A 24,362-nucleotide genomic window follows, 5' to 3' on the forward strand; every position below is an offset into this window, starting at 1 on the left:
ATTAGCGCCAGCCCGGGCCGCGATGCGCCGGGTCACCACCCACAGCCTTGCCAGGAAAGGAGCGATCCAATGATACACGCCGTATTTTCCAAGCCAGACCAAGGCTATGCGACCATCGCCCTTTCGGACCATCAAAGCGTGCAGGGACCGGTCCTGCGGGAATATCATGACGGGCGCGTGGTCATCGACACCGGCAATGGCCATATGACCGGCCTGCCGCTGAACCGTCCGCCGCGTTCGCCGGTCTGGATGCCGATCCTGGGCCTTGCCTTCTGATCAACCGACCGGAGGGTCACCAACGCGGATCGTGCAAAAGTAAAACGCCGCCCTTTTTGGGGCGGCGTTCGTGTATCTGGCTGGCTCTGGGATCAGAAGCCGAGACCGGCGTATTTGTTCTTGAACTTCGACACGCGGCCCCCGGTGTCCATCAGCTTGGCCGAGCCACCGGTCCAGGCGGGGTGCGAGGTCGGATCGATGTCGAGCGACATGGTGTCGCCTTCTTTGCCCCAGGTCGAACGCACCTGATAGGTGGTGCCGTCGGTCATTTTGACTTCGATCAGGTGATAATCGGGATGGATATCTGCTTTCATGTCGCGTCTCCTCAGGCCTCGGCTTCGGCTTTGGGCTTGTAGTTGGTGACCTCGGCGATACGGGCCGATTTACCGCGACGATCGCGCAGGTAGTACAGCTTGGCGCGGCGGACGCGGCCACGGCGCACCACGGTGATCGAATCGATGTTGGTCGAATAAAGCGGGAAGACACGCTCGACGCCTTCGCCGAACGAGATCTTGCGCACGGTGAACGAGGCGCCGATGCCGTCACCGCCCTTGCGCGAGATGACCACGCCTTCGTAGTTCTGCACGCGGGTGCGGCTGCCTTCGGTCACCTTGTAGCCGACGCGCACGGTGTCGCCGGCCTTGAAATCCGGGATGTTCTTGCCGAGCGCAGCGATCTGCTCGGCTTCCAGTTGGGCGATCAGGTTCATCGCTATGAGTCCTCTTGATGCTCGCGGTAGCCCCGCGATTGGTCTGATGCGCCCGAGAGCTGTCGGTCCTTTGCCGGGTCCATATGAGCCTGCTCATATGCCCGCCACAGGTCGGGGCGGCGTTCCTTTGTCAGCCTTTCGGCCATGTCGCGCCGCCAATCAGCAACGGCCGCGTGATTTCCGGACAGCAGAACGTCCGGTATCGCGCGGCCTTCCCAAAGGGCGGGCTTCGTGTACTGAGGGTGCTCAAGCAGGCCGTCGGAAAAGGACTCCTCGGCCAGAGACTCCTGATTCCCCAGCACGCGCGGTATAAGCCGAACAGTCGCGTCGATCAAGACCTGAGCGGCAAGCTCTCCGCCGGTCAGGACATAGTCCCCGATACTGATCTCTTCGACGTCATGGGCGTCCAGCACGCGCTGATCCACACCCTCAAACCGGCCACAGATCAGCGTCATGCCAGGCCCTTGGGCCAGTTCCTTGGCGCGGGCCTGGGTAAATGGTCGGCCGCGTGGCGAAAGATAAATCACCGGCAGCGCATTCCTGGTCCCCGCCCCCGCCTCGCGCAGGGCCGCGTCCATCACATCGGGACGGATCACCATGCCGGCACCGCCGCCCGCGGGGGTGTCGTCCACATTGCGGTGCCGCCCGGCACCAAAGGGGCGCAGGTCAATGCTGCGCAGATTCCATAGCCCCTGAGACAGCGCCCGCCCGGTCAAAGATAGTCCCAGAACCCCCGGAAATGCCTCGGGAAACAGGGTGATGACCTGCGCGGTCCATGCCCCCCTGACCTGCGGCTCGGCCAACAGGTCGCGTGGCTGCCCGCTGGCCCGGATCGACAGCCGGCCATGGGATTTCATCCCTGAGCTGTCGCCCTCACCGCTCATTCCTCATCCTCGGGCGGATCGGCAATGATGCGGCCTGCGGTCAGATCGACCGTGGGCACAAAGGCGCGGGTAAAGGGCAAAAGCAGGGTCTGACGGCGACCGGGTCCAAAGACCTCAAGTATATCGCCTGCGCCGTGATCATAGATCGCGCGCACCTTGCCAAGCAGCTGCCCCCCGGTGTCATAGACCGGCAGACCAATCAGATCGGCATGGTAGAATTCGTCATCCGGCAGCACCGGAAGCTTGTCGCGATCAGCCCAAAGCGTCACGCCCTTAAGCGCCTCGGCCTCTTCGCGCGTTTCAACGCCCGACAGCCGGGCGCCAAGTCCGCCCGTCACCGGCCGGGTCAGGCGGACGGTGAACGAGCGGCTGCCATCTTCGGTATAAAGCGGAGAATATGCAGCGATGTCATCTGGTTGCGAGGTAAAGCTCTTGAGCCTCACCTCGCCCCGGACGCCAAAGGCGCCCGCGATCGCACCCACACAGACCCGCTCGGTCATTCTTATTCCGAAGCGGCTTCTTCGGCCGGAGCGTTAGCCGCGGCTTCACGGGCGGCGCGCTTTTCAGCACGTTCCTTGGCAGCCTTGCCCGGCTCGCCTTTCTTGAGGTTCTTGCGCTCGGTCTTTTCTTTCAGACCAGCCGCTTCGAGAAAGCGGGCAACGCGGTCGGTAGCCTGAGCACCCTGAGCCAGCCAGTACTGAACGCGCTCAGCATTCATCTTGACGCGATCTTCCGAATCTTTCGGCAGCAGCGGGTTATAGGTGCCCAGCTTTTCGATAAAGCGGCCATCGCGCGGCATACGCGAGTCAGAGGCGACGATGGCATAATGGGGGCGCTTCTTCGAGCCACCACGGGCCAGGCGGATTTTCATTGCCATTGTAAGTTCTCCTTTGGAAATGGCGGGGTTGCGGGGAAAACCCCGCATCAGGGGAGGAATGTCTCGTGATGTCGGATCACTTCGGCGATCACGAAATTCAGGAACTTGCGCGCAAATTCCGGGTCCAGGTCGGCCTCGCGCGCAAGGCGTTCCAGCCGCTCGATCTGCTGCGCTTCGCGCGTGGGATCGGACGGAGGAAGATCATGTTCGGCCTTAAGACGACCGACGGATTGGGTGTGCTTGAACCGTTCGGCCAGCGTATAGACAAGGATCGCGTCAAGCCTGTCGATGCTGGCGCGATGTTCCTTAAGCAAGGCCGCGGCGCGGGCGATCGGGTCTGACATGCTGTTCTCTGCTGGCTGGGATTCTGGCTCTGCGGGGTTCGGCTGGGGCAGCTCGCTCATCAGACGGTCTCCATCGGATGGCGATAAACAAGGCAAGGATCCTTGCCCGGATGGGCGGCACCGGGATCGCGCACCGCGCCCAACCGTTCGGCCAGTGCGGCCGAGCGCGCGTTCTCGGGCAGGATATAGCTGACCGCCGTCGTCCAGCCGAGCTTACGGGCGGCAAAGTCGCGGGCCACCAACGCCGCCTCATGCGCGATGCCACGACCTTCGGCCTCGGGCGTCCACAGGGTCCAGCCAAGCTCATGCTCGGGCCAGCCATCCGGGAACCACGGCCCGACCGAGCCCAAAGGCGCGCCGCTGTCGCGATCAGTCACCACGAAAGAGCCGAATCCGCGCAGCACCCAATGGCCGACGATATGACCAAAGGCGCGCCAGGCTTGCCCCGGCTCGACCATCGGCCCGCCGATCCAGCGCGCCCGTTCCGAGACCGCGAAATCGCGCCACGCCGGCCAGTCGCCGCCTTGCGGGGCGCGCAGGATCAGACGCTCGGTCGTCAGTACAGGCGTGTCGGACAGACAGATCATGCGCCTATTTCTTCTTGAACAGGCCCGAAAGACCACCGGGCAGGTTCATGCCCCCCAGTTGACCGCCAAGCCCCTTGGGGTCCTGCAGCATACGGGTGGCTTCGGCCATTTTTTCGGGATCGACGTCAGCCATATCGGGCAGCCCACCGCCCCTGCCGGTCATGGCGCGCATGGCTTGCTTAAGCAGCCCGCCCTTGCCCATCTTGCCCAGCTTTTTCATCGTGTCGGCCATCTGCTTTTGCATTTTCAGCAGCTTGTTCAGCTCGGACACTTCCATCCCGGCACCAGCGGCAATGCGCTTTTTACGGCTTGCCTGCAGCAGATCGGGATTGGCGCGTTCTTTCCTGGTCATCGAGTTGATCAGCGCGATCTGGCGCTTGATCGCCCGGTCGTCGAAACCGGCGGCCTCGGCCTGTTTGGCCATCTTGCCCATGCCGGGCATCATGCCCATGATCGACTGCATACCGCCCATCTTTAGCATCTGCTCAAGCTGCGAACGCAGATCGTTCATGTTGAACATGCCCTTCTGGAAGCGCTTCATCATGCGCTCGGCCTGTTCGACCTCCAGAACCTCCTGGGCCTTCTCGACCAGCGCAACGATATCGCCCATGCCGAGGATGCGGCCAGCAACCCGCTGAGCGTCAAAGACCTCAAGCGCGTCCATCTTTTCGCCCAGACCGACAAAGCGGATCGGCTTGCCCGTCACGGCACGCATCGACAGCGCCGCACCGCCACGGCCGTCACCGTCCATCCGGGTCAGCACAACGCCGGTGATGCCGACCTTGCCGTCAAATTCGCTCGCGACGTTCACCGCGTCCTGACCGGTCAGACCATCGACGACCAGCAGCGTTTCGCGCGGGTTGGCGACGTCACGGACGGCCTGCACCTCATCCATCAGCACTTCGTCGATGTGCAGACGGCCGGCAGTGTCCAGCATATAGACGTCATAGCCGCCCAGCGTGGCCTGCTGCCGGGCGCGTTTGGCGATCTGGACCGCATTCTCGCCCGGGATGATCGGCAGGGTATCGACGCCGATCTGCTGACCAAGGATCGCCAGCTGCTCCATCGCGGCCGGGCGGTTGGTGTCCAGCGAGGCCAGCAGCACCCGCTTTTTCTCGCGGTCCTTGAGGCGTTTGGCCAGTTTCGCGGTCGTGGTCGTCTTGCCCGAGCCCTGCAGACCAACCATCAGGATCGGCGCCGGAGGGTTGTCGATGCGCAGCTGATCGGGTTCGCCCTCGCCCTGCAGGACCTTGATCAGTTCGTCATGGACGATCTTAACCACCTGCTGACCGGGGGTGATCGACTTGGTGACGGCGGCGCCAGTGGCCTTTTGCGTCACCGATTTCACAAAACTGCGTGCGACAGGCAGCGAAACGTCGGCCTCAAGCAGTGCGACGCGCACTTCGCGCATGGCGGCGGCGACATCCTCTTCGGACAGCGCGCCCTGCTTGGTCAGCCGGTCGAAGACGCCGCCAAGGCGATCGGACAGGTTTTCAAACATCGGCGCCCTCCATAGGTCGTTGCCGTAATCCAGGCGCGCCCCGCGAACGAGACGCGATAAGCAGTAACGCCCCCGTGGGCGCAACGCGCTGACGGGGGGCGATCCCCGCAAAGGACGGGGACCGGAAGGGCAGACCTTCCGGGAATCCGGGGATGGATAGGCCCGTTGGCGCAAGGAGTCAAGGCAGAGAAGCCGCGCCGGGCGATTGACCCCGCCCCGGCTTTGATGAAAACCTCGCCGGAAAGGAGAAAGCCATGACCCATGCCATCAGCCGCTTTCCGGTTCCCACACTTGATGAGATGCCCGAGGATATCGCGCAACGCATCCGCAAAGTGGCCGAGAAATCGGGCTTTATCCCCAATGTCTTTTTAGCGCTGGCGCATCGGCCCGACGAATTCCGTGCCTTCTTTGCCTATCACGACGCGCTGATGGAGCGCGAGGGGGGACTGACCAAAGCCGAGCGTGAACTGATCGTGGTCGCCACCTCGGGCCTGAACCAATGCCAGTATTGCGTTGTCGCCCATGGCGCGATCCTGCGCATCCGCGCCAAGAACGCCTTTATCGCCGATCAGGTGGCCGTGAACTGGCGCAAGGCCGATATTTCGCCACGTGAACGCGCAATGCTCACCTATGCCGAGAAAGTGGCGCTGAATGCCCAGCAGATCGGCCAAGAGGACCATCAGGCATTGCGCGACGCCGGTTTCACCGGCGATGAAATCTGGGACATCGGCGCCATCGCGGCCTTTTTCGGCATGTCGAACCGGCTGGTGAACGCGGGCGACATCCGGCCAAACGACGAATTCTACATGCTGGGCCGCAACTGATGGCCGAACTTTCCGCCGTACCCGACACCCGCCGCGAGGCGTTACAGGGTCATGCCGCGATGTTGCTGTTTTCGGCCGCCATCGCGGGCTCTTTCTCGCTTGGGGCGCGGGCGGCGAATCTGATCGACCCGGCGGCAATCTCGGCCGCCCGCTTTGCCATTGCCGCCGGGGTGATCGGCGGCATCGTCATGGCCGGCCCCGGCATTCAGCGCGCCGCCTTTCACGCACCATGGCGCTATCTGGTGCTTGGTGGATTGTTTGCGGCCTATTTCGTCCTGATGTTCGAGGGGCTCAAGACCGCGCCCCCCATCTCGGCCGCCGTGGTCTTTACGCTGACGCCGCTGATGGCTGCGGGTTTTGGCTGGCTATTGGCGCGCCAACGCCTGACGGGACGCATTGCGACAGCGCTGGCGTTGGGGGCGGCTGGGTCGCTTTGGGTGATTTTTCGCGGCGATCTTCAGGCGCTGATGCGGCTTGAACTCGGCCGGGGCGAGGCGATCTATCTGATCGGCTGCGCAGCCCACGCGCTATACACGCCGATGGTGCGGCGGCTGAACCGGGGGGAAAGCGCGCTCGTCTCGACCTTTGCCACGCTGTTTGCAGGGGGGATCTTGCTGCTTATCTGGGGGGCGCCTGCAATCTTGCATACTGACTGGGCGCATCTGCCGCTGATCGTCTGGGTGACGCTGTTCTATGTGGCGATCTTTGCCAGCGCCCTTACGACGGTGCTGGTCCAGTTCGCCGCCATGCGCCTGCCCTCATCCAAGGTGCTTGCCTATACCTATCTGACCCCGATCTGGGTCATCGGGGTCGAGGCGGTCCTGACCCATCAGATGCCGCCGCCCGCCGTCCTGCCCGGAGTGCTGGCAACCGTCGCCGCCCTTTTGCTGCTGCTCAAGGACTGACAACAGCCCCGCAAGGCCGCCCTTTCAGGCGGCCGCCTCTGCGGGTTCGACCAGGGCGACGATATCCATCATGATCCGGTTCAGCTCAAAATCCTTGGGCGTATAGACGCGCGCGACGCCCATCTCCAAAAGCTTTGCCGCGTCATCCTCGGGGATAATGCCGCCGACCACCACCGGAACATGGGCAAGGCCAGCCGCGCGCATCCGCTCCATCAGCTCTTCGATCAACGGCAGGTGACTGCCCGAAAGGATCGACAGGCCGACGACATGGGCCTGATCCTGCGCAGCGCGGGTCACGATCTGTTCGGGGGTCAGGCGGATACCCTCATAGGTGATGTCCATGCCGCAGTCACGGGCGCGGAAGGCAATCTGCTCGGCACCGTTCGAATGACCGTCAAGACCGGGCTTGCCGACCACGAACTTCAGCCTGCGGCCAAGGCGGCGGCTGACAGCATCAACCGCCTCGCGGATCGGCTCCAGCCCCTCGGTCCGGTTCGAGGGGCTTGCCGATACGCCGGTCGGGGCACGGTATTCGCCGTGAACCTGACGCATCACCGCCGCCCATTCGCCGGTAGTCGCCCCTGCCTTGGCAGCGGCAATCGAGGGCGGCATCACATTCTGGCCCCTCTGCGCGGCATCGCGCAGCGCGGCGAGGGCGGCCTCGACGGCCCCCTCGTCGCGGGCCTCGCGCCATGCTTTCAGCCGGGCTATCTGTTCCTGTTCGACCGCCGGATCGACGATCATGATCCCGCCATCCCCGGCCGTCAGCGGCGAAGGCTCACCCTGTTGCCAACGGTTGACGCCCACGACCACCGTCTCATTCGCCTCGATCCGGTTCAGCCGTTCGGCATTCGCTTCAACCAGCCGCGATTTCATATATTCGATCGCGGCGATCGCACCGCCCATCTCATCCAGCGTCGCAAGCTCTGCCCGGGCGCCCGCCTTCAGTTCGTCGACCTTGGCAGCGATCACGGGGTTGCCGTCGAATAGATCGCCATATTCCAGCAGGTCTGTCTCATAGGCAACGATCTGCTGCATCCGCAGCGACCATTGCTGATCCCACGGCCGCGGCAGACCCAGCGCCTCGTTCCATGCGGGCAACTGCACGGCACGGGCGCGGGCGTTTCTGGACAGCACCACCGCCAGCATCTCAAGCAGGATGCGATAGACGTTGTTTTCCGGCTGCTGCTCGGTCAGCCCCAGCGAGTTTACCTGCACACCATAGCGAAAGCGGCGGTATTTCTCGTCCTCGATGCCGTAACGCTCGCGGCAGATCTCATCCCACAGCTCGGTAAAGGCGCGCATCTTGCACATTTCGGTCACGAAACGGATGCCCGCGTTGACGAAAAAGCTGATGCGCCCGACCATCGCCGGAAAGTCCTGCGGCGCGACCTTGGTTTTCAGATCGTCCAGCACCGCGATACCGGTGGCCAGCGCATAGGCCAGTTCTTGTTCAGGCGTCGCCCCAGCCTCTTGCAGGTGGTAAGAGCAGACGTTCATCGGGTTCCATTTGGGCAGATGTTTCGCCGTATAGGCCGCCACATCCGTAATCATCCGAAGCGAGGGTTTCGGCGGGCAGATATAGGTCCCGCGCGACAGGTACTCTTTGATGATGTCGTTCTGCACCGTGCCTTGCAGACGCGAGATATCGGCCCCCTGCTCTTCGGCCACCGCGATGTAAAGCGACAGCAGCCAGGGCGCGGTCGCATTGATGGTCATCGAAGTATTCATCTGCTCCAGCGGGATCTGGTCGAAAAGCATCCGCATATCGCCCAGATGACAGATCGGAACACCGACCTTGCCGACCTCGCCCCGCGCCAGAACGTGGTCACTGTCATAGCCGGTCTGGGTCGGCAGGTCGAAAGCCACCGACAGACCAGTCTGCCCCTTGGCCAGATTGGTACGATACAGTGCATTGGATTTCTCGGCGGTCGAATGGCCCGCATAGGTGCGGAAAAGCCAGGGTTTGTCTTTCTCGGCCACGATCTGCCCCCGAAACAATATTACGACTGACGGATGGATAGCGTAACAATCGTGCCCGGTCAATTCGCCGCATCGCAGAGATCGAAAGATGGCACATGACGAGGCATTCCGCCTGAAATTGCCGCAAACCGCTGCATACGGCCGCGCAATCGTACCGTCACCCGTACAATGCAGATGCAGAACCAGCCCGGCATGCTCTGCTGAAAGCTGATCTTTCGGCGGTTCTATACGGCTGAGGGTGATCGCAGGAGCAATCGTCGGATCAGCGTCCGCCGCGTCGCAGCAGACGAAATCCGTTACGACAGATTATTACAAATTCTTCATCAGGAATATTGCAATATTGCGCAACCGTCCTTACAACCAGCCTCACAACCCGCGCTGATTCTGCGCCGCGGCGGAAAGGCTGGCGCAAGGAAGCGGCAAGAGAGGAATGTGACATGGCCCTGGACCAACCGACCCCCATCGCGCCCTATGACGCGCCGGAAAAGGACCTTTACGAGATCGGCGAAATGCCGCCTCTGGGTTATGTGCCCAAGCAGATGTATTCCTGGGCCATCCGCCGTGAACGCCATGGCGAACCCGACAAAGCCATGCAGATCGAAGTCGTCGACACCCCCAGCATCGACAGCAACGAGGTGCTGGTCCTCGTGATGGCGGCAGGCGTCAACTACAACGGCATCTGGGCCTGCCTCGGCGTGCCGATCAGCCCCTTTGACGGCCATGGCGCGCCCTATCACATCGCTGGCTCGGACGCTGCGGGGATCGTCTGGAAGGTTGGCGACAAGGTCAAACGCTGGAAAGTCGGGGATGAGGTCGTCATCCACTGCAACCAGGACGACGGCGATGACGAGCATTGCAACGGCGGCGATCCGATGTTTTCGCCCAGCCAGCGCATCTGGGGCTATGAAACCCCGGACGGCAGCTTTGCTCAGTTCACCCGCGTTCAGGCCCAGCAGCTGATGCCCCGCCCGCGCCATCTGACCTGGGAGGAATCGGCCTGCTACACGCTGACCCTTGCCACCGCCTACCGCATGCTCTTTGGGCATGAACCACATGAGCTGAAACCGGGCATGAACGTGCTGGTCTGGGGCGCCTCGGGCGGGCTCGGCAGCTTTGCCATTCAGCTGATCAACACCGCTGGCGCCAATGCCATCGGCGTGATCTCGGATGAGGACAAGCGCGATTTCGTCATGAGCCTGGGGGCCAAGGGCGTCATCAACCGCAAAGAGTTCAAGTGCTGGGGTCAGCTGCCAAAGGTGAACACCCCTGAATATAAGGAATGGTTCAACGAGGCCCGCCGCTTTGGCAAGGCGATCTGGGACTTTACCGGCAAGGGCAACAACGTCGACATCGTTTTTGAACACCCAGGGGAGGCGACTTTCCCGGTCTCGACCTTCGTCTGCAAAAAGGGCGGCATGGTCGTGATCTGTGCCGGGACCTCGGGCTTTAACTGCACTTTTGACGTCCGCTACCTCTGGATGCACCAAAAGCGCCTGCAGGGCAGCCATTTCGCCCATCTGAAACAAGCATCCGAGGCCAACCGCCTGATGCTGGAACGCCGGCTCGATCCCTGTATGTCCGAGGTCTTTCCCTGGGCCGAGATTCCGCAGGCGCATGTGAAAATGCTGCGCAATGAACACAAGCCCGGCAATATGGCGGTACTGGTCCAGGCCCCGGTGACCGGCCTGCGCACCTTTGAGGACGCGCTTGAGGCGGGGCGCCGCTGACCCCGACCCTTGCGCATTCGGACCGTCCGGCGAGTGGAGGCGCCGGGCGGTCCTTTCTGTTTTGCGGGCGCCATTTATCTGCGCAGGCTGTCTCTGCCCTGTCAGCAGGCAGATGCGATTCGTCTTAAATCCTGATATTTTTGAATTTCCTGTCGCATAGATCGATCACTTCGCCGAAAATTTCGGCATTTTGCCTAACTTTTACCCTTCCCCCATTCAAACTGCCTGAAGCTTGCGCTAAGGAGCCGTCCGACCCCAAGGGAAGGATTCCGCGACATGCCGCAAATCGACGACAAGCTTGCTCCAATCTATGAAGAAGTGGTCCGCCGCAACGCGGGCGAGCCTGAATTCCATCAAGCTGTGCGCGAGGTTCTGGAAAGCCTTGGCCGTGTTGTCGCCAAGCGTCCCGATTACCTTGAGGACGCGCTGATCGAACGCATCTGCGAGCCCGAGCGTCAGATCATCTTTCGCGTGCCGTGGACCGACGACAAGGGCCGGGTTCAGATCAACCGCGGCTTTCGCGTCCAGTTCAGCTCGGCTATGGGTCCCTACAAGGGTGGCCTGCGCTTCCACCCTTCGGTGAACGTCGGCATCATCAAGTTCCTGGGCTTTGAGCAGATCTTCAAGAATGCGCTGACCGGCCTGCCCATCGGTGGCGGAAAAGGCGGCTCGGACTTTGATCCAAAAGGCCGCTCGGATGGCGAAGTCATGCGCTTTTGCCAAAGCTTCATGACCGAGCTTTACCGCCACCTTGGCGAATATACTGACGTGCCTGCAGGCGATATCGGCGTTGGGGCGCGCGAGATCGGCTATATGTTCGGCCAGTACAAGCGGCTGACGAACCGCTATGAGGCCGGCGTGTTGACCGGCAAGGGCCTGTTCTATGGCGGCTCTCTGGCCCGCAAAGAGGCGACCGGCTACGGCAATACCTATTTCACGCAGGCCATGCTGCGCACCGGCGGCACCGATTTCGACGGCAAGCGCGTCGTCGTCTCGGGCTCGGGCAATGTCGCGATCTACACCATCGAAAAGGTGCAGGAATTCGGCGGCAAGGTCATCGCCTGCTCGGACAGCTCGGGCTATATCGTGGACGAAGCCGGGATCGACCTTGAACTTCTCAAGGAAATCAAAGAGGTGCGCCGCGCTCGTATCTCGCAATACATCCGCGTGAAGGGCGAGGGCAACGGTGCCTATTTCGTGAAATCCGGCGAAGGCTCGATCTGGGACGTGGCTTGCGACGTCGCCATGCCCTCGGCCACCCAGAACGAGCTGACCGGCAAGGACGCAACCAGGCTGATCCGCAACGGCGTTATCGCTGTCGGCGAAGGCGCGAACATGCCCTGCACGCCCGAGGCAATCCGCACCTTCCAGCAGGCCGGCGTCAAGTTCGGCCCCGGCAAGGCCGCAAATGCCGGCGGCGTCGCGACTTCGGCGCTGGAGATGCAGCAAAATGCATCGCGTGATCGCTGGACCTTCGAGCAGACCGAATCGCGTCTGGCCACGATCATGCGCGACATTCATGACAGCTGCTACACCACCGCCGAGGAATTCGGCGCGCCCGGCGACTATGTCATCGGCGCGAATATCGCGGGCTTTATCCGCGTGGCCGAGCCAATGCGCGCTTTTGGCGTAATCTGATCCTGCGGTGCGGGCCGGGATCCTTCCGGCCCGCCTGCTTGCCAGCCCGGTACGCGACCGCTAATCGGCGGGAATGTTATTTTCTACGGGTTGCCACCAGTTATGCTGATCTTCATCAAGCCTCGCATCGTGCTACTGTCGGTCCCAAAGACCGGCACCACGGCCCTGGAAGAGGCGCTCGCCCCCAAGGCCGAGATCGTCCTGCGTACCCGGCCCGAGATCAAGCATCTGAACCTGAAACAGTATCGCGCACGCATCCGCCCCCTGCTCGCCCCTCTGGGCAATCCCGAGTTCCAGACCGTCGCTGTGATCCGCGAACCGCTGGAATGGCTGCGCAGCTGGTATCGCTTTCGGGCCCGCGACACGCTGATCGGTCATCCCAACAGTACCGCCCATATCAGCTTTGAACGTTTCGCCGCCGATTACCTGCTGGAAATGGACAACCGCCCCGCCTATGCCCGGCTCGGTCGGCAATCCGACCTGCTGACCGACCAACAGGGCAATATCGCTGTCGATTACATCTTCCGTTATGAGGCCATGCCCGCACTGACGGAATTCCTGTCACGGCGGCTGGAGACGCCAATCCGGCTGCCACGCCGCAATGTCTCGCCCACAGCCGTGACCGAGCTTGAGCCCGAAACCGAGGTCAGGCTGCGCGAAACCCTGTCGCGCGACTATCAGATCTGGCAGGCCGCGCGTCAGACGCCGTAAAGCGCCTTTGCCCGATCTTCAAAGGCACGGACGATGCGAGACATCGCCTCGCCAAAGACGACGCCGATCACTTTGCCCAGCACGGCGTTGCGGAACTCGAAATCGACAAAGAAATCGACACGGCAGCCGCCTTCGGGCAGGTCGGCAAAGGCCCAGCCGCTGCGCAGATATTTGAACGGCCCGTCCAGATATTCGGTGTCGATGCGCTTATCCTGCGGCCACAGCGTGACGCGAGAACCGAATCGCTCGCGAAAGACCTTGAAGCTGATGACCAGATCGGCCTCGACCACCTCGCTGCCCGGCGCCCCCGGCCTGCGTGAGCGGATACGGGCGGCGGTATTCCATGGCAGGAACTGCGGGTACCTTTCGATATCGGCCACCAGTGCATACATCTGGTCGGCGGTATAAGGTAGATTTCGGCTGTCGCTGTGCTGAGGCAAGGCTCGTCCCGGGACGTATTCGAATTTCGGCGCAGCACTAGCAGGGAAAGGGACACATGAACAACCTCATCTGGCTGATCCGGGCGTCACGTTGGGCGCGTAATCCGCCCAGTGCCCGCATGGTCAAGCTGGTGTTCGCCGTCATCGCCCTTGGTCTGGTGATCGCGGGGCTGGAATATTTCGGCCTTTGGCCCGACTGGGCAACGACCGAACGGCCGCGCGGCATCCATTTGCAGCGCCCGTAAGGCGCGGCACTGCCGCGCCCTTTGATCCCGGCGCGCGCCGCCAGCTTACAGCCCTGCCGCAGCAAAGGTGTCGCATTGCGCCATCTGCCCCGAGGCAAAGCCGCGCTTGAACCAGGTCTGGCGCTGTTCGGCCGAACCATGGGTAAAGGCGTCCGGCACCGGCGCGCGTCCGGCCTTTTCCATCAGCGTATCATCGCCCACCGCAGCGGCAGCGTTGATCGCCTCGGCAATATCGCCGTCATCAATGCTGTTGAATTGCTGGCTGGCGTGATGGGCCCAGACACCGGCGAAACAGTCGGCCTGCAGCTCGGTCAGCACCGAAATGCGGTTTGCCTGGGCCTGCCCGCTTTGCTGACGCGCCTGCATGGTCTGGCTAAGGATCCCCAGCTGGTTCTGGACATGGTGGCCGATCTCATGAGCGATGACATAGGCATAGGCGAAATCTCCACCCGCCTGCATGCGCTGGCTCATGACGCGGAAAAAGTCGGTGTCCAGATACACCTTGCGGTCGTTCGGGCAATAGAACGGTCCCATCGCCGCCGAAGCACCACCGCAAGCCGATTGCACCGCGCCCGAGAACATCACAAGCGATGGCTGAACGTAGTCAGTCCCCGCCTGCCGGGGCAGGACCGAGGCCCAGACCTCTTCGGTATCGGCAAGCACGACCGAAACGAACTGGCCGATCTCCTGCTCTTCCTGGGTCAGTTCACGCGGCTCGGTTGACTGGCCGCCCTGATCAATCGCTCCGACGATGGGTGAGATGTCGACGCCAAAGAAGTAGCCCACGGCAAGCACCACCAGCACGCCGACCACACCCATGCCGCCGGCAGTACCGGCCCGGCCCATGCTGCGCCGGTCCTCGACATTCCTGCTGCCGCGTCTGCCCCGCCATTCCATCGAGCATTCCTCCCATCGCGATGCGCTGCTCACGCCAAGGTTACTGCAACCCCGGCCATGCACAACACCGACGTGGGGTTGACAGTTCCGGCCTGCCCCCGCAGCACAGGGACCGCAGCGGCAAGGGGCGGGACATGTTCGACTGGGTGGTTTCGACGATCGAAAGCTGGGGCTATCTTGGCGTGTTCGTGCTGATGGTGGCCGAGCATATCTTTCCCCCCATCCCGTCCGAGGTAATCATGCCGCTGGCCGGTTTCCTGGCCGCAAGCGGACGTATGTCGCTGACCCTGACCATCGTGACCGGCACGCTTGGTTCGGTTCTGGGTACCATGATCTGGTATTGGATCGGCCTGTGGTTCGGAGAAGAGCGGCTCAAGCGTTTTGCCGCGCGCCATGGGCGGCTGCTGACGCTGTCACCTTCGGACATTGATGCGGCGCATGACTGGTTCCAGCGTCACGGCGCGATGGCGGTATTTTTCGGCCGCATGATCCCGGCAATCCGCACACTTATTTCAGTTCCGGCCGGGCTTGCCCGGATGCCGATGTGGAAATTCCTGATCTATACGGTGATCGGCAGCGCGTTGTGGACCGGAGTGCTGACCTTTGCCGGGCTGATGCTGCATGAAAACTATGTGCTCGTCGGCGATTACATCGACCCGCTGTCCAAACTGGTCGTGATCGCCGTGGTGGTGGTCTATCTCTATCGCGTGATCACCTGGAAACCGCATTGAGATCACGCAATTGGCACTTGCCGGGCAAGCGTGGCGGCCCTAACCCAAGCGCATGAGCGAAGTATCAAGCAAACAGATCGCCGTGACCGCCGCCGCAGGTTCTGCCGCGCTGCTGGCCGCCGCGCTGACCTTTCAGATGCTCGGCTATGCGCCTTGCGAGCTTTGCATCCTGCAACGCTGGCCGCATCTTGTGGCTGCAATCGTCGGCGTGCTGATCTGGTGGCTGGGCTGGAAACGCTGGCTGGCCGCGCTGGGGCTGATCGCTGCGCTTTGCGCCACCGGCTTTGCGATTTATCACGCCGGGGTCGAGCTGAAGCTGTGGCTGGGACCGCAGCATTGCTCGGGCGGCGTGGCGGGGCTGGCGACGCTCTCGACTCAGGACCTGCTGACCGCGCTGGAGGCGGCGCCGGTCGTGCGCTGCGACGAAGTAAGCTGGAGCTTGTTCGGCATCTCGATGGCGGGCTGGAACGCGATCTGCTCGGCGCTGCTTTCGGCACTGTGGCTGGTGTCGGTCCGGGGTCGCAGCCGGGTGAAAGGCATCGCTTAAGGCAGGGAATCGCCCAGTAAAGGCCGCGTCAAGATTGCACCCAAGGCAGGTATGGGATAGACCCGTTACCAACAAGATCTTGAGGTTTTCCCGTGGCCGACACCCCTGAAAACGACGACGACACCCCCGAAGCCGGCTCGCCCGAGCGTGCGGTGATGGCCCATGACGGTCCGGTGATCGACATCGCGCATGAAATGCGCTCGTCCTATCTGGACTATGCCATGTCGGTTATCGTCAGCCGGGCGATTCCCGATCTGCGCGACGGGCTCAAGCCCGTGCACCGCCGCGTGCTGTTTGCGATGCACGAAACCGGCAACACCCATGACAAACCCTATCGCAAATCGGCCCGCCCGGTTGGCGATACGATGGGTAAATATCACCCGCATGGCGACGCCTCGATCTATGACGCCTTGGTGCGGATGGCTCAGCCGTTTTCAATGTCGCTGCCGCTGCTGGACGGTCAGGGCAACTTTGGCAGCATGGACGGCGACAGCCCGGCAGCCATGCGCTATACCGAAGTGCGGATGGCCAAGCCTTCGGCCTATCTGCTGATGGATATCGACAAGGATACAGTCGATTTTCAGGACAACTATGACGGCAAGGACCGTGAGCCGACCGTCCTGCCGGCGCGCTTTCCGAACATGCTGGTCAATGGCGCGGGCGGCATCGCCGTTGGCATGGCGACCAACATCCCGCCCCACAACCTGGGCGAAGTGGTCGATGCAACGCTGGCGCTGATCGAGAACCCCGACCTGCCGACCGAGCGTCTGCTGGAAATCGTCCCCGGCCCGGACTTCCCGACCGGCGGCCTGATCCTTGGCCGCGCGGGCGCACGCAAGGCCTATCTTGAAGGCCGCGGCAGCATCATCGTGCGCGCCAAGACCCGGATCGAGGAAACCCGCGCCGGTCGTCAGGCGATCATCCTTGATGAGATCCCCTATCAGGTGAACAAGGCGGGGCTGATCGAAAAGATCGCCGAGCTTGCCAAGGAAAAACGCATCGAGGGCATCGCTCATGTGCAGGACGAATCCGACCGCGTCGGCGTCCGCGTGGTGATTGAGCTAAAGCGCGATGCCACGGCCGAGGTCGTGCTGAACCAGCTGTTCCGTTTTACCCCGATGCAGACAAGCTTTGGCGCCAACATGCTGGCGCTGAACGGCGGCCGGCCTGAACAGCTGACACTGCGCGATTTCCTGACCCACTTCATTGCATTCCGCGAAGAGGTCGTCGCCCGCCGCACCGCCTATGAGCTGCGCAAGGCGCGCGAACGCGCCCATGTGCTGTGCGGACTTGCCGTGGCTGTGTCGAATGTCGATGAGGTGGTTGCGACGATCCGCAGTTCGGCCGATGCGGCCGAGGCGCGCGAACGGCTGATGACCCGCCGCTGGCCCGCCCGGGAAATCGTCGAATATCTGAAGCTGATCGACGACCCGCTGCATCCGGTGAACGAAGACGGGACCTACAACCTGTCCGAAGCCCAGGCCCGCGCCATTCTGGAACTGCGCCTGCAGCGCCTGACCCAGCTTGGCGTGCAAGAGGTTACGGATGAGCTGAAATCGCTGGCCGAATCAATCCGGGATTTCCTCGCCATCCTCGCCTCGCGCGAAAGGATCATGGATATCATCTCGGACGAACTGCGCGAGGTAAGAGAGCTTTTCGCCGTACCGCGCCGGACCGAGATCACCGACTGGGCTGGCGATCTGGACGACGAGGACCTGATCGAGCGCGAGGATATGGTCGTCACCATCACCTCGGGCGGCTATATCAAACGTACTGCTCTGGCCGAATTCCGTGCTCAACGGCGCGGCGGCAAGGGCCTGTCGGGCATGGCCACAAAAGAAGATGACGTTGTTACCACGCTCTTTGTCGCCAATACCCACACCGAGCTGTTGTTCTTTACCACCGATGGCATGGTCTATCGGATGAAGTGCTGGCGCCTGCCCCTGGGCGGACGGACCTCGAAGGGCAAGGCGATCGTCAACATCCTGCCGATCCAGCCCGGGGTATCAATCGCGGCACTGATGCCGGTCGATGCGCCTGAAAAGGATTGGGAAGATTATCAGGTGGTCTTTGCCACATCCGAAGGTGATGTGCGCCGCAACGCCCTGTCCGATTTTGCCAATGTCATGCGCAACGGCAAGATCGCCATGCGCCTGCCCGAGGGGGTCGAGTTGATCGGTGCACGCATGGCGACCGAGAATGACGATGTCATGCTGGTGACCGCCGCCGGCCGGGCGATCCGCTTCCCGACCACTGATGTCCGGGTGTTCAAAGGCCGCGATTCCACGGGTGTCCGCGGCATCCGGCTGGCCGAAGGCGACCGTGTGGTCAGCATGTCGGTCATCCGCCATTTCGAGGCCGATCCTGCCGAACGTGCCGCCTATCTGAAGATGCGCCGCGCTGTCGAAGGCGCACTGGACGATGGAGCCGAGGCAGATGAGGACGAAGATCACGTCGCCGAAACCGCGATCAGCCAGGAACGCTATGCCGAAATGTCTGCGGCCGAAGATCTGATCCTGACCATCACTTCGCGTGGATCGGGCAAGATCAGCTCGTCCCACGACTATCCTGTGCGCGGACGTGGCGGTCAGGGCGTCATGGCGATGGACAAAGCGATGCGCGGCGGGCCTCTGGTCGCAAGCTTCCCGGTCGAACGGGACGATCAGATCATGCTGGCAACCTCGACCGGTCAGTCGATCCGTGTGCCTGTCGATCAAATCAGCTTCCGTTCACGTTCTGCCGGCGGCGTACGCGTGTTTAACACCGCTTCGGATGAAGAAGTGGTTTCTGTTGCCCGTATCGCCGAGAATGGCGAGGATGATGCCGAGGCCTGAGGCGACAGCCCCGGGCCGTGACCGGCGCGCATCCGCGCGGACCATCGCCGGCAATGTGAGGACAGCGGATTGAACAGGCGGGATTCGAATCTGGCCGTGCGGCTGCAGACCGGTTTTCTGGGCGTGATCGCCTTTGGCCTGATCCTGTTTTTGCTGGTACAGGCGCGCTTTATCCTGATCTGCCTTGTCCTTGCGATTATCATTTTTTCGCTGACGAGCGATGCGATCTCTGCCTTTGCCCGGCTGAAGGTGCCCAACTGGCTGGCAACCACGCTGGCGCTGATTGCCATTGCCATCGGCCTGCTTTGGGCCGCGACCGCAGTGGTGGCGCAGGTGAACGAAGTCGTCTCGATCTCAATTACCTACGCCGACCGGGCACAGGTTGCGCTGGCACGGCTAAGCCAGGAATGGGGCCCGAATGTGCAAGAGGCGATCGGCACCTTCATGGGCAATATCGACTTTGCGGGCTGGTTGCGGTCAGCTGCGGCGCAGGCATCAAACCTGATTTCGGGCTCGGTCCTGATCCTGACCTTTGTCGGCTTCATGTTCAGTGAACGGATCTGGTTTCCCATCAAGATCGAGCGCCTGACCGGAGATCCGACCCGCGCCCAGCAGGTGCTCGAGACCGTTCACAAGATCATGCGGCGCGTGAACCGCTATCTGGTCGTCAAGGCGGCAATCAGCGCGGTCACTGCGATGCTGATCTGGGCGATCTTTCGCATCGAAGGGCTCGAACTCGCCGGCGCGGTCGCCATGCTGACTTTCATCCTGAACTTCATCCCGACGCTGGGTTCGATTATCGCCACGGTGATCACCTTTGCCATGGTGCTGGCGCAGACCGGGGACCCTGCAACCACCCTGACCGTCGGCGGCCTGACGGTTGCGGTTCAGTTCATCATCGGCAATGTCTTCGACCCCATGCTGTTGGGACAGACGCTGCGGCTTTCGTCATTCGGGATCGTGCTGTCTCTGGCCTTCTGGGGGGTGATCTGGGGAATCGCCGGTACCTTCCTTGCCGTGCCGATCATGGTCGCGATCATGATCGTCTGCGCCCAGATCCCATGGTTGCGCCCTGTAGCGATCATGCTGTCGCAAGAGGGCCTGCCCGAGCAAGAGCCGACAACCCGCCTGCGCCGCTAACCCCCCTCACGCGGAGTTATGACAGCTCGGCCCCTTCTTCATGCTGTTCATGAACAAAGATGTCCCGCGCAGGCCGGGTGCTGCCCGGCAGAACGATGCCGTTTTCGGCAAAGCGTTGCAGGATCTGATGGTTGATTTCCGACACGACGCCTGTGCCGCCGTTGATATCGGCCAGAATGGCGCGCAGCTCAAAATTCAGGCCGTCGGCGGTGATACCACGCAGCATCACGGCGGGGGCCGGATTGACCAGCACGGTCGGTTGATCCTCGGCAATTTCGCGCAGAATTTCGGCGACCTGACGACTGTCAGAGCCATGGGCGACCGTCACCGGAACCACAATCCGTCCGGCCAGGCTGCCACGCGTCCAGTTCGTCACCGGCTGGGTGATCAGGTTCGAGTTCGGCACGATAACCTGCGTGCGGTCAAAGGTCTCGATCTGCGTCGCGCGCACCGCCATGCGGCGAACGATACCCTGCTGGCCGCCAACTTCGATCCAGTCTCCGACCGCGATCGGGCGCTCGACCAGCAGGATGATGCCCGAGACGAAGTTTGACACCACCTGCTGCATACCGAAACCGATACCGACGGACAGGGCACCGGCGACAAAGGCCAGCGAGGTCAGGTCGATCCCCGCCGAAGTGACAGCAAAAACCGCCGCCAGCGCCACCCCGACATAGCCAATGATTGAGGTGACGGCGTTCTGCCCCCCGGCATCCAGCCGCGTCTTGGGCAGGATCGAGCTGCGGAACGCGCCCTGCACAAAGCCGGTCAGCGAATAGCCGACCGCAAAGACAATCAGGAATGTCAGAATCGCCATTGGCGACAGGCGCACGCCACCAAAGGAAAAGCCCTGCTGGGCCTTGGTCCATGCCTCGACCAGATCGCTTGGGCGCGCGCCCCAGATCAGCGCGAACAACGGCAAGGACAGCAAGATCAGCGCAAAGCCGAACAGCACCGGCATCAGCGCATCGCGCGCCGACTGGTCGCCGCCCTTGGCCATGGCGTAAAAGTCGGCAATGAAGTCCTGCAGGATGATCAGCAGCCCGACCAGCGCCAGCGTCCGCACCAGCGCCCAAAGCATGGCGTTCCCGGCAGTGACATAGCCCAGAGCCACCAGAACCGGCGTTGCCAGCGCGATCACCCGGCCAACCATGGTCAGGAAGTTCACCACCCGAATGCGATAATCCGGGGCGGCAGAGGCTTCAGTCATCCGCAGGCCACGCAGCACGGTGCATAGGCGGAAAAGACAGAACGCCCCGAACAGCACCAGCAGGAAATGCCAGACCCCGGCCGAAGCCTCGCTGATACGTTGGGGCACGGTGTTGGTGTCATTCTGGCTGTTAAAGCCCGACAGAGGCAGGATCGTCCGCGAGAATAGCTGGTGCAGCGCAAGTGCGGCCGACAGAAGCGTGGCGCGGGCACGGGCCTTGGCGCGACGCTCTTCGCTCATTGGCAGGGGGGGCTGACCAGCGGTGTCGGCGGTTGGGAACAGCCGCCGCGCCAGCCAGACGCCACCAAAGAACGACAGCCCCGCCGCCGGGATCGAGCGCAGAAGCGGCATCCCCCAGTCATCGACCAGATCGGTTGAGGCCACCGCGGCGGCCACCAAAATCACCCCGATCAGCGGAATGGCGATCTGTCCCAGCGAGACGCCAAAGATCAGCGCCGCGCGAGACCGCTCGCTCGCCCGCGCCGACAGTCGCGAAGGCAATGAATCGACCCAGCGCCGTCCCTGCGACAAAAGCAGCAGCGCAACCAGCAGCAGTCCACCGATCAGCGGCAGTCGTTGGGTAAAGCCCGACATGCCCCCTGTACTGTCCCAACGGCTATGCGCCTCGTCATAGATCTGGGTCGCGACATGGGCAGCTTCGGCAACCGCAGGGGTCCAGTTCGCCGGGTTGATCGGCGCCGGTGTCTTGCGGATCAGGGCGAAATTCTGGCGAGCGCGCAATGTCTGGTCGATCTGCGCGACGATGCCATCAGCGCGACCATAGGCCTCGACCGCTTGCAAGCCCGGCGCCTGCAACGCCGCAAGCTGTTCGTTCAGTTCCTTGCGGCGAGCGGCGATTTCCTCGGATTCCGTCTCACCCTCGGCCGGGGCTGGGCCCAGGGCTGCGATCTGATCCTTAAGCGTGGCGATGCGGGTGGCGTTAACACCCTGCCCCGCCTTGAGCTTTTCCCGCCACTTGACCACCTCGTCGCGGATGGTCTGCAACCTCGCATCATTGGCCGAGCCGGATTCAAGGATCTGCTCGGCCTGTTCGGCAAGCTTGTTCCAGGCAACAAGATCCGGTGCCTCCTGCTCTTGCTGGGCAAAGGCAGGGGAACACAGGATCAGAAACAGCGCGACAATAAAGGACGTCAGGCGGGACATTGCGCAGGTCAATCCTGATAGACCTCGGGCAGGTTGGCGGGCTTGCGGACCATCCACTCTGGCACCGGCAGCGCCTTGGCGCGCAAGAAGTCCGGGTTGAACAGCTTGGTCTGGTAACGCGTGCCATAGTCGCAAAGCACGGTGACGATCGTGTGCCCCGGCCCCATTTCGCGGGCCATGCGGATTGCCCCGGCGACGTTCACGCCGGACGAGCCGCCAAGGCACAGCCCCTCATGCTCCAGCAGATCAAAGATCACCGGCAGAGCCTCGGAATCGGGGATGCGATACGAAAAATCGGGGGTGAAACCTTCGAGGTTCGCGGTAATGCGGCCCTGACCGATCCCCTCGGTAATAGAAGAGCCGGGGGATTCGAACTTGCCTTCGGTGTAAAAACTGTGAAGTGCTGCGCCTTCGGGATCGGCCAGGCCGATCTTGACCCCTTTGGGTTGCAGCGCCATGGCCACACCCGCCAGCGTCCCACCCGAGCCGACCGCACAGATGAACCCGTCCACGCGCCCGCCGGTCTGCTCCCAAATCTCGGGCCCGGTGGTTTCCAGATGCGCCTGCCGGTTGGCGGTATTGTCAAACTGATTGGCCCAGATCGCGCCGTTCGGTTCGGTCCGCGCCAGCTCTTCGGCCAAACGGCCAGAGTAGCGCACATAGTTATTAGGGTTCTTGTAGGGCTGCGCCGGCACCTCGACCAGTTCGGCACCTGCAAGACGCAGCATGTCCTTTTTCTCCTGGCTCTGCGTCTCGGGGATGACGATGACCGAGCGGAAGCCCATCGAGGCTCCGACCAGGGCCAGGCCGATACCGGTGTTGCCGGCCGTACCTTCGACAATTGTGCCGCCGGGTTTCAGCTCACCCCGGGCGACCGCGTCCTTGATGATGTAAAGCGCGGCGCGATCCTTGACCGACTGGCCCGGGTTCATGAACTCGGCCTTGCCCAGAATCTCGCAGCCGGTCTCTTCCGAGGCGCGGCGTAGCCGGATCAGGGGAGTGTTGCCGATGGCAGAGGCGAGGTCAGGGCAGATGCGCATGGGCTTGGCCTTTCGCAGGATGTTCCCGCCCGGTTATACGCTGCCCCTCGACGGCGGCAACCCCGGCTGGGCCTTTGCGGGCTCGTCAAGCCCCAGTTCGCGGCGGATCTCGTCATGGCGCAGCTCAAGCCACAGCGCAAGATTCAGCAAGGGCCCGTTACGGATCTCGCCCGCCAATGCCATGCGCGTCAGTTCCGCCCGGGGGATCAGATGCGAGCGGATATCCTCATCCTCGCTCGCAAGCCCGCCAAGACCGGCGATGTCATCGGGCAGATCAGCAATGCCGACATAGAGGTACAGATACTCGGCCATCGCGCCGGGGCTGGGATAATTATGTGGTGCGGGGATAAGGCGGGACATCTGAATACCGGTTTCCTCGACCGCTTCGCGGCGGGCGGCCTGTTCGGGCGTCTCTGCGGCATCGACGCGGCCCGCCACGGTCTCATAGAGCCAAGGCTGAGCATCGCCACGCGCGACCGGCCCGGCCCGCAGCTGGTCGATCAGCATGACCCGATCGCGCACCGGGTCCCAGGGCAGGACCACGGTCGCATCGCCGGAAACAAAGACCGCCCGCAGCAGCGGTGGCGTCCAGTCGCCATCGTTGCGATGCTGGCGCAGACGGATCGCTTCGATCGAGAAATACTCAGCATAGGGTTCGTCGACCGAATCAATTCGCACCCGGTCAGCGGCAACGGGACCGACATGGGGCAGCGGCGGCGTCTCATCCGCCGCGCGCAGACGCGAGGCAACCCATGCGGCGATCATCGGCAGACGCTTGCGTATCGCCTCGGCCGGGCGTTCTGGCGGCAAAGCAAGCAGCCAGTCAGCCATGGCGGCGGCAAGCCTGGGCTGCCATTCTGGCCCATCATCAGCGGCATCACCGAGGCCAAACAGCTCCAGCCCGTGATGAAACTGGGGCACAAGTCCAAAGATCTGAGCATAGCGGCGCAGTTCTGGCGTCCACGGGCTTTTCCAAAGCGGCAAGCTATCCTTGCCAACCTCAAGCCGGGGCCAGCCGTTTAGCGTAATCCCCGCAAATCCGCCGCCCCTCAGCGTCCCTTGCAAGGGCTGGGCCTCAACCGCATCCGGAGCAAGACGAGCGTGCATCAGCGGATGGGCAAGCGGCCCGATCAACAATGGCATGGCGG

Annotated in this window: 25 protein-coding genes; 11 read left to right on the top strand and 14 right to left on the bottom strand. The window is 62.6% G+C overall.

Annotated elements, in window-relative coordinates; all coding sequences use genetic code 11:
* The first annotated feature begins 69 nt into the window (after positions 1-69).
* On the top strand, positions 70-276 hold the full coding sequence (locus tag F8A10_RS07980) for a hypothetical protein (protein WP_010395844.1): 207 nt from the start codon (positions 70-72) through the stop codon (positions 274-276).
* 92 nt (positions 277-368) lie between these two features.
* Here the strand turns inward: F8A10_RS07980 and rpmE are convergent, their stop codons facing one another.
* From rpmE to ffh, 8 genes are read right to left on the bottom strand one after another with little or no spacing between them, the layout of a single operon-like run.
* The gene (gene rpmE / locus F8A10_RS07985; RefSeq protein WP_010395846.1) at positions 369-590 is read right to left on the bottom strand and encodes a 50S ribosomal protein L31; all 222 of its coding nucleotides are present in this window, start codon (positions 588-590) and stop codon (positions 369-371) included.
* Between the two features lie 11 nt (positions 591-601).
* The gene (gene rplS, locus F8A10_RS07990) at positions 602-985 is read right to left on the bottom strand and encodes a 50S ribosomal protein L19 (RefSeq protein WP_010395848.1); all 384 of its coding nucleotides are present in this window, start codon (positions 983-985) and stop codon (positions 602-604) included.
* Between the two features lie 2 nt (positions 986-987).
* The gene (gene trmD / locus F8A10_RS07995) at positions 988-1,869 is read right to left on the bottom strand and encodes a tRNA (guanosine(37)-N1)-methyltransferase TrmD (protein ID WP_152367071.1); all 882 of its coding nucleotides are present in this window, start codon (positions 1,867-1,869) and stop codon (positions 988-990) included.
* Entirely contained in the window at positions 1,866-2,375 is a 510-nt protein-coding gene (gene rimM / locus F8A10_RS08000) for a ribosome maturation factor RimM (RefSeq protein WP_193668199.1), read from the bottom strand. Before rimM ends, trmD begins: the two co-directional genes overlap by 4 nt.
* Complete coding sequence (rpsP, locus tag F8A10_RS08005) at positions 2,372-2,746, bottom strand: 30S ribosomal protein S16 (RefSeq protein ID WP_010395856.1); 375 nt, start codon at positions 2,744-2,746, stop codon at positions 2,372-2,374. The genes rimM and rpsP overlap by 4 nt, the downstream gene beginning before the upstream one ends.
* Before the next feature lie 47 nt (positions 2,747-2,793).
* Positions 2,794-3,090 (bottom strand): chorismate mutase, encoded by a 297-nt coding sequence (locus tag F8A10_RS08010; RefSeq protein ID WP_029371962.1) that lies wholly within the window; start codon positions 3,088-3,090, stop codon positions 2,794-2,796.
* A 59-nt stretch (positions 3,091-3,149) separates the two neighbouring features.
* Positions 3,150-3,677 carry a GNAT family N-acetyltransferase gene (locus F8A10_RS08015; RefSeq protein WP_152367073.1) on the bottom strand — a complete coding sequence of 176 codons (528 nt, stop codon included), beginning with the start codon at positions 3,675-3,677 and terminating at the stop codon, positions 3,150-3,152.
* A 4-nt stretch (positions 3,678-3,681) separates the two neighbouring features.
* Positions 3,682-5,178 carry a signal recognition particle protein gene (ffh, locus tag F8A10_RS08020; protein ID WP_085501156.1) on the bottom strand — a complete coding sequence of 499 codons (1,497 nt, stop codon included), beginning with the start codon at positions 5,176-5,178 and terminating at the stop codon, positions 3,682-3,684.
* Between the two features lie 254 nt (positions 5,179-5,432).
* Here ffh and F8A10_RS08025 point away from each other — a divergent pair, with 254 nt between their 5' ends.
* Both F8A10_RS08025 and F8A10_RS08030 read left to right on the top strand, forming a co-directional pair.
* On the top strand, positions 5,433-6,002 hold the full coding sequence (locus F8A10_RS08025) for a peroxidase-related enzyme (protein ID WP_010395864.1): 570 nt from the start codon (positions 5,433-5,435) through the stop codon (positions 6,000-6,002).
* A complete protein-coding gene (locus F8A10_RS08030; protein ID WP_152367074.1) occupies positions 6,002-6,907 on the top strand; it encodes a DMT family transporter in 906 nt (301 codons plus the stop codon). The genes F8A10_RS08025 and F8A10_RS08030 overlap by 1 nt, the downstream gene beginning before the upstream one ends.
* A 24-nt stretch (positions 6,908-6,931) precedes the next feature.
* Here F8A10_RS08030 and F8A10_RS08035 read toward each other — a convergent pair whose 3' ends face one another.
* A complete protein-coding gene (locus F8A10_RS08035) occupies positions 6,932-8,890 on the bottom strand; it encodes a protein meaA (RefSeq protein ID WP_152367075.1) in 1,959 nt (652 codons plus the stop codon).
* 437 nt (positions 8,891-9,327) lie between these two features.
* Here F8A10_RS08035 and ccrA point away from each other — a divergent pair, with 437 nt between their 5' ends.
* From ccrA to F8A10_RS08050, 3 genes are all read left to right on the top strand, one after another.
* Entirely contained in the window at positions 9,328-10,617 is a 1,290-nt protein-coding gene (gene ccrA, locus F8A10_RS08040; RefSeq protein ID WP_010395870.1) for a crotonyl-CoA carboxylase/reductase, read from the top strand.
* Positions 10,618-10,893: 276 nt separating this feature from the next.
* Positions 10,894-12,255 carry an NADP-specific glutamate dehydrogenase gene (gene gdhA, locus F8A10_RS08045; protein WP_010395873.1) on the top strand — a complete coding sequence of 454 codons (1,362 nt, stop codon included), beginning with the start codon at positions 10,894-10,896 and terminating at the stop codon, positions 12,253-12,255.
* Between the two features lie 102 nt (positions 12,256-12,357).
* Positions 12,358-12,966 carry a hypothetical protein gene (locus F8A10_RS08050; RefSeq protein ID WP_010395876.1) on the top strand — a complete coding sequence of 203 codons (609 nt, stop codon included), beginning with the start codon at positions 12,358-12,360 and terminating at the stop codon, positions 12,964-12,966.
* On the opposite strand, the gene F8A10_RS08055 is transcribed toward F8A10_RS08050, so the two are convergent.
* Complete coding sequence (locus F8A10_RS08055) at positions 12,954-13,406, bottom strand: type II toxin-antitoxin system RatA family toxin (RefSeq protein ID WP_029371965.1); 453 nt, start codon at positions 13,404-13,406, stop codon at positions 12,954-12,956. The two genes, F8A10_RS08050 and F8A10_RS08055, sit on opposite strands and share 13 nt — an antisense overlap.
* A gap of 56 nt (positions 13,407-13,462) precedes the next feature.
* On the opposite strand from F8A10_RS08055, the gene F8A10_RS08060 reads away from it, so the two are divergent.
* Positions 13,463-13,651 carry a hypothetical protein gene (locus tag F8A10_RS08060; protein WP_010395880.1) on the top strand — a complete coding sequence of 63 codons (189 nt, stop codon included), beginning with the start codon at positions 13,463-13,465 and terminating at the stop codon, positions 13,649-13,651.
* Positions 13,652-13,696: 45 nt separating this feature from the next.
* Here F8A10_RS08060 and ypfJ read toward each other — a convergent pair whose 3' ends face one another.
* Positions 13,697-14,548 (bottom strand): KPN_02809 family neutral zinc metallopeptidase, encoded by an 852-nt coding sequence (gene ypfJ, locus F8A10_RS08065; RefSeq protein ID WP_152367076.1) that lies wholly within the window; start codon positions 14,546-14,548, stop codon positions 13,697-13,699.
* A 134-nt stretch (positions 14,549-14,682) separates the two neighbouring features.
* Between ypfJ and F8A10_RS08070 the strand changes: the two genes are divergently transcribed.
* From F8A10_RS08070 to F8A10_RS08085, 4 genes are all read left to right on the top strand, one after another.
* Entirely contained in the window at positions 14,683-15,279 is a 597-nt protein-coding gene (locus tag F8A10_RS08070) for a DedA family protein (protein WP_085501158.1), read from the top strand.
* A 52-nt stretch (positions 15,280-15,331) separates the two neighbouring features.
* The gene (locus tag F8A10_RS08075) at positions 15,332-15,826 is read left to right on the top strand and encodes a disulfide bond formation protein B (protein WP_010395888.1); all 495 of its coding nucleotides are present in this window, start codon (positions 15,332-15,334) and stop codon (positions 15,824-15,826) included.
* Between the two features lie 92 nt (positions 15,827-15,918).
* Positions 15,919-18,660 carry a DNA gyrase subunit A gene (gene gyrA / locus F8A10_RS08080; RefSeq protein WP_010395892.1) on the top strand — a complete coding sequence of 914 codons (2,742 nt, stop codon included), beginning with the start codon at positions 15,919-15,921 and terminating at the stop codon, positions 18,658-18,660.
* Positions 18,661-18,729: 69 nt separating this feature from the next.
* Positions 18,730-19,800 (top strand): AI-2E family transporter, encoded by a 1,071-nt coding sequence (locus F8A10_RS08085; protein ID WP_010395895.1) that lies wholly within the window; start codon positions 18,730-18,732, stop codon positions 19,798-19,800.
* A gap of 16 nt (positions 19,801-19,816) precedes the next feature.
* Here F8A10_RS08085 and F8A10_RS08090 read toward each other — a convergent pair whose 3' ends face one another.
* Genes F8A10_RS08090 through F8A10_RS08100 form a run of 3 tightly spaced genes read right to left on the bottom strand, consistent with a single transcriptional unit; the run spans position 19,817 to position 24,357 of the window.
* The gene (locus F8A10_RS08090) at positions 19,817-22,174 is read right to left on the bottom strand and encodes a DUF3772 domain-containing protein (RefSeq protein WP_152367077.1); all 2,358 of its coding nucleotides are present in this window, start codon (positions 22,172-22,174) and stop codon (positions 19,817-19,819) included.
* Between the two features lie 8 nt (positions 22,175-22,182).
* Positions 22,183-23,214 carry a cysteine synthase A gene (locus F8A10_RS08095; protein WP_085501161.1) on the bottom strand — a complete coding sequence of 344 codons (1,032 nt, stop codon included), beginning with the start codon at positions 23,212-23,214 and terminating at the stop codon, positions 22,183-22,185.
* A 33-nt stretch (positions 23,215-23,247) separates the two neighbouring features.
* A complete protein-coding gene (locus F8A10_RS08100) occupies positions 23,248-24,357 on the bottom strand; it encodes an NUDIX domain-containing protein (protein ID WP_152367078.1) in 1,110 nt (369 codons plus the stop codon).
* Positions 24,358-24,362: the final 5 nt, after the last annotated feature.

The sequence above is a fragment of the Paracoccus kondratievae genome, from assembly GCF_009301415.1.
Taxonomy (GTDB): domain Bacteria; phylum Pseudomonadota; class Alphaproteobacteria; order Rhodobacterales; family Rhodobacteraceae; genus Paracoccus; species Paracoccus kondratievae.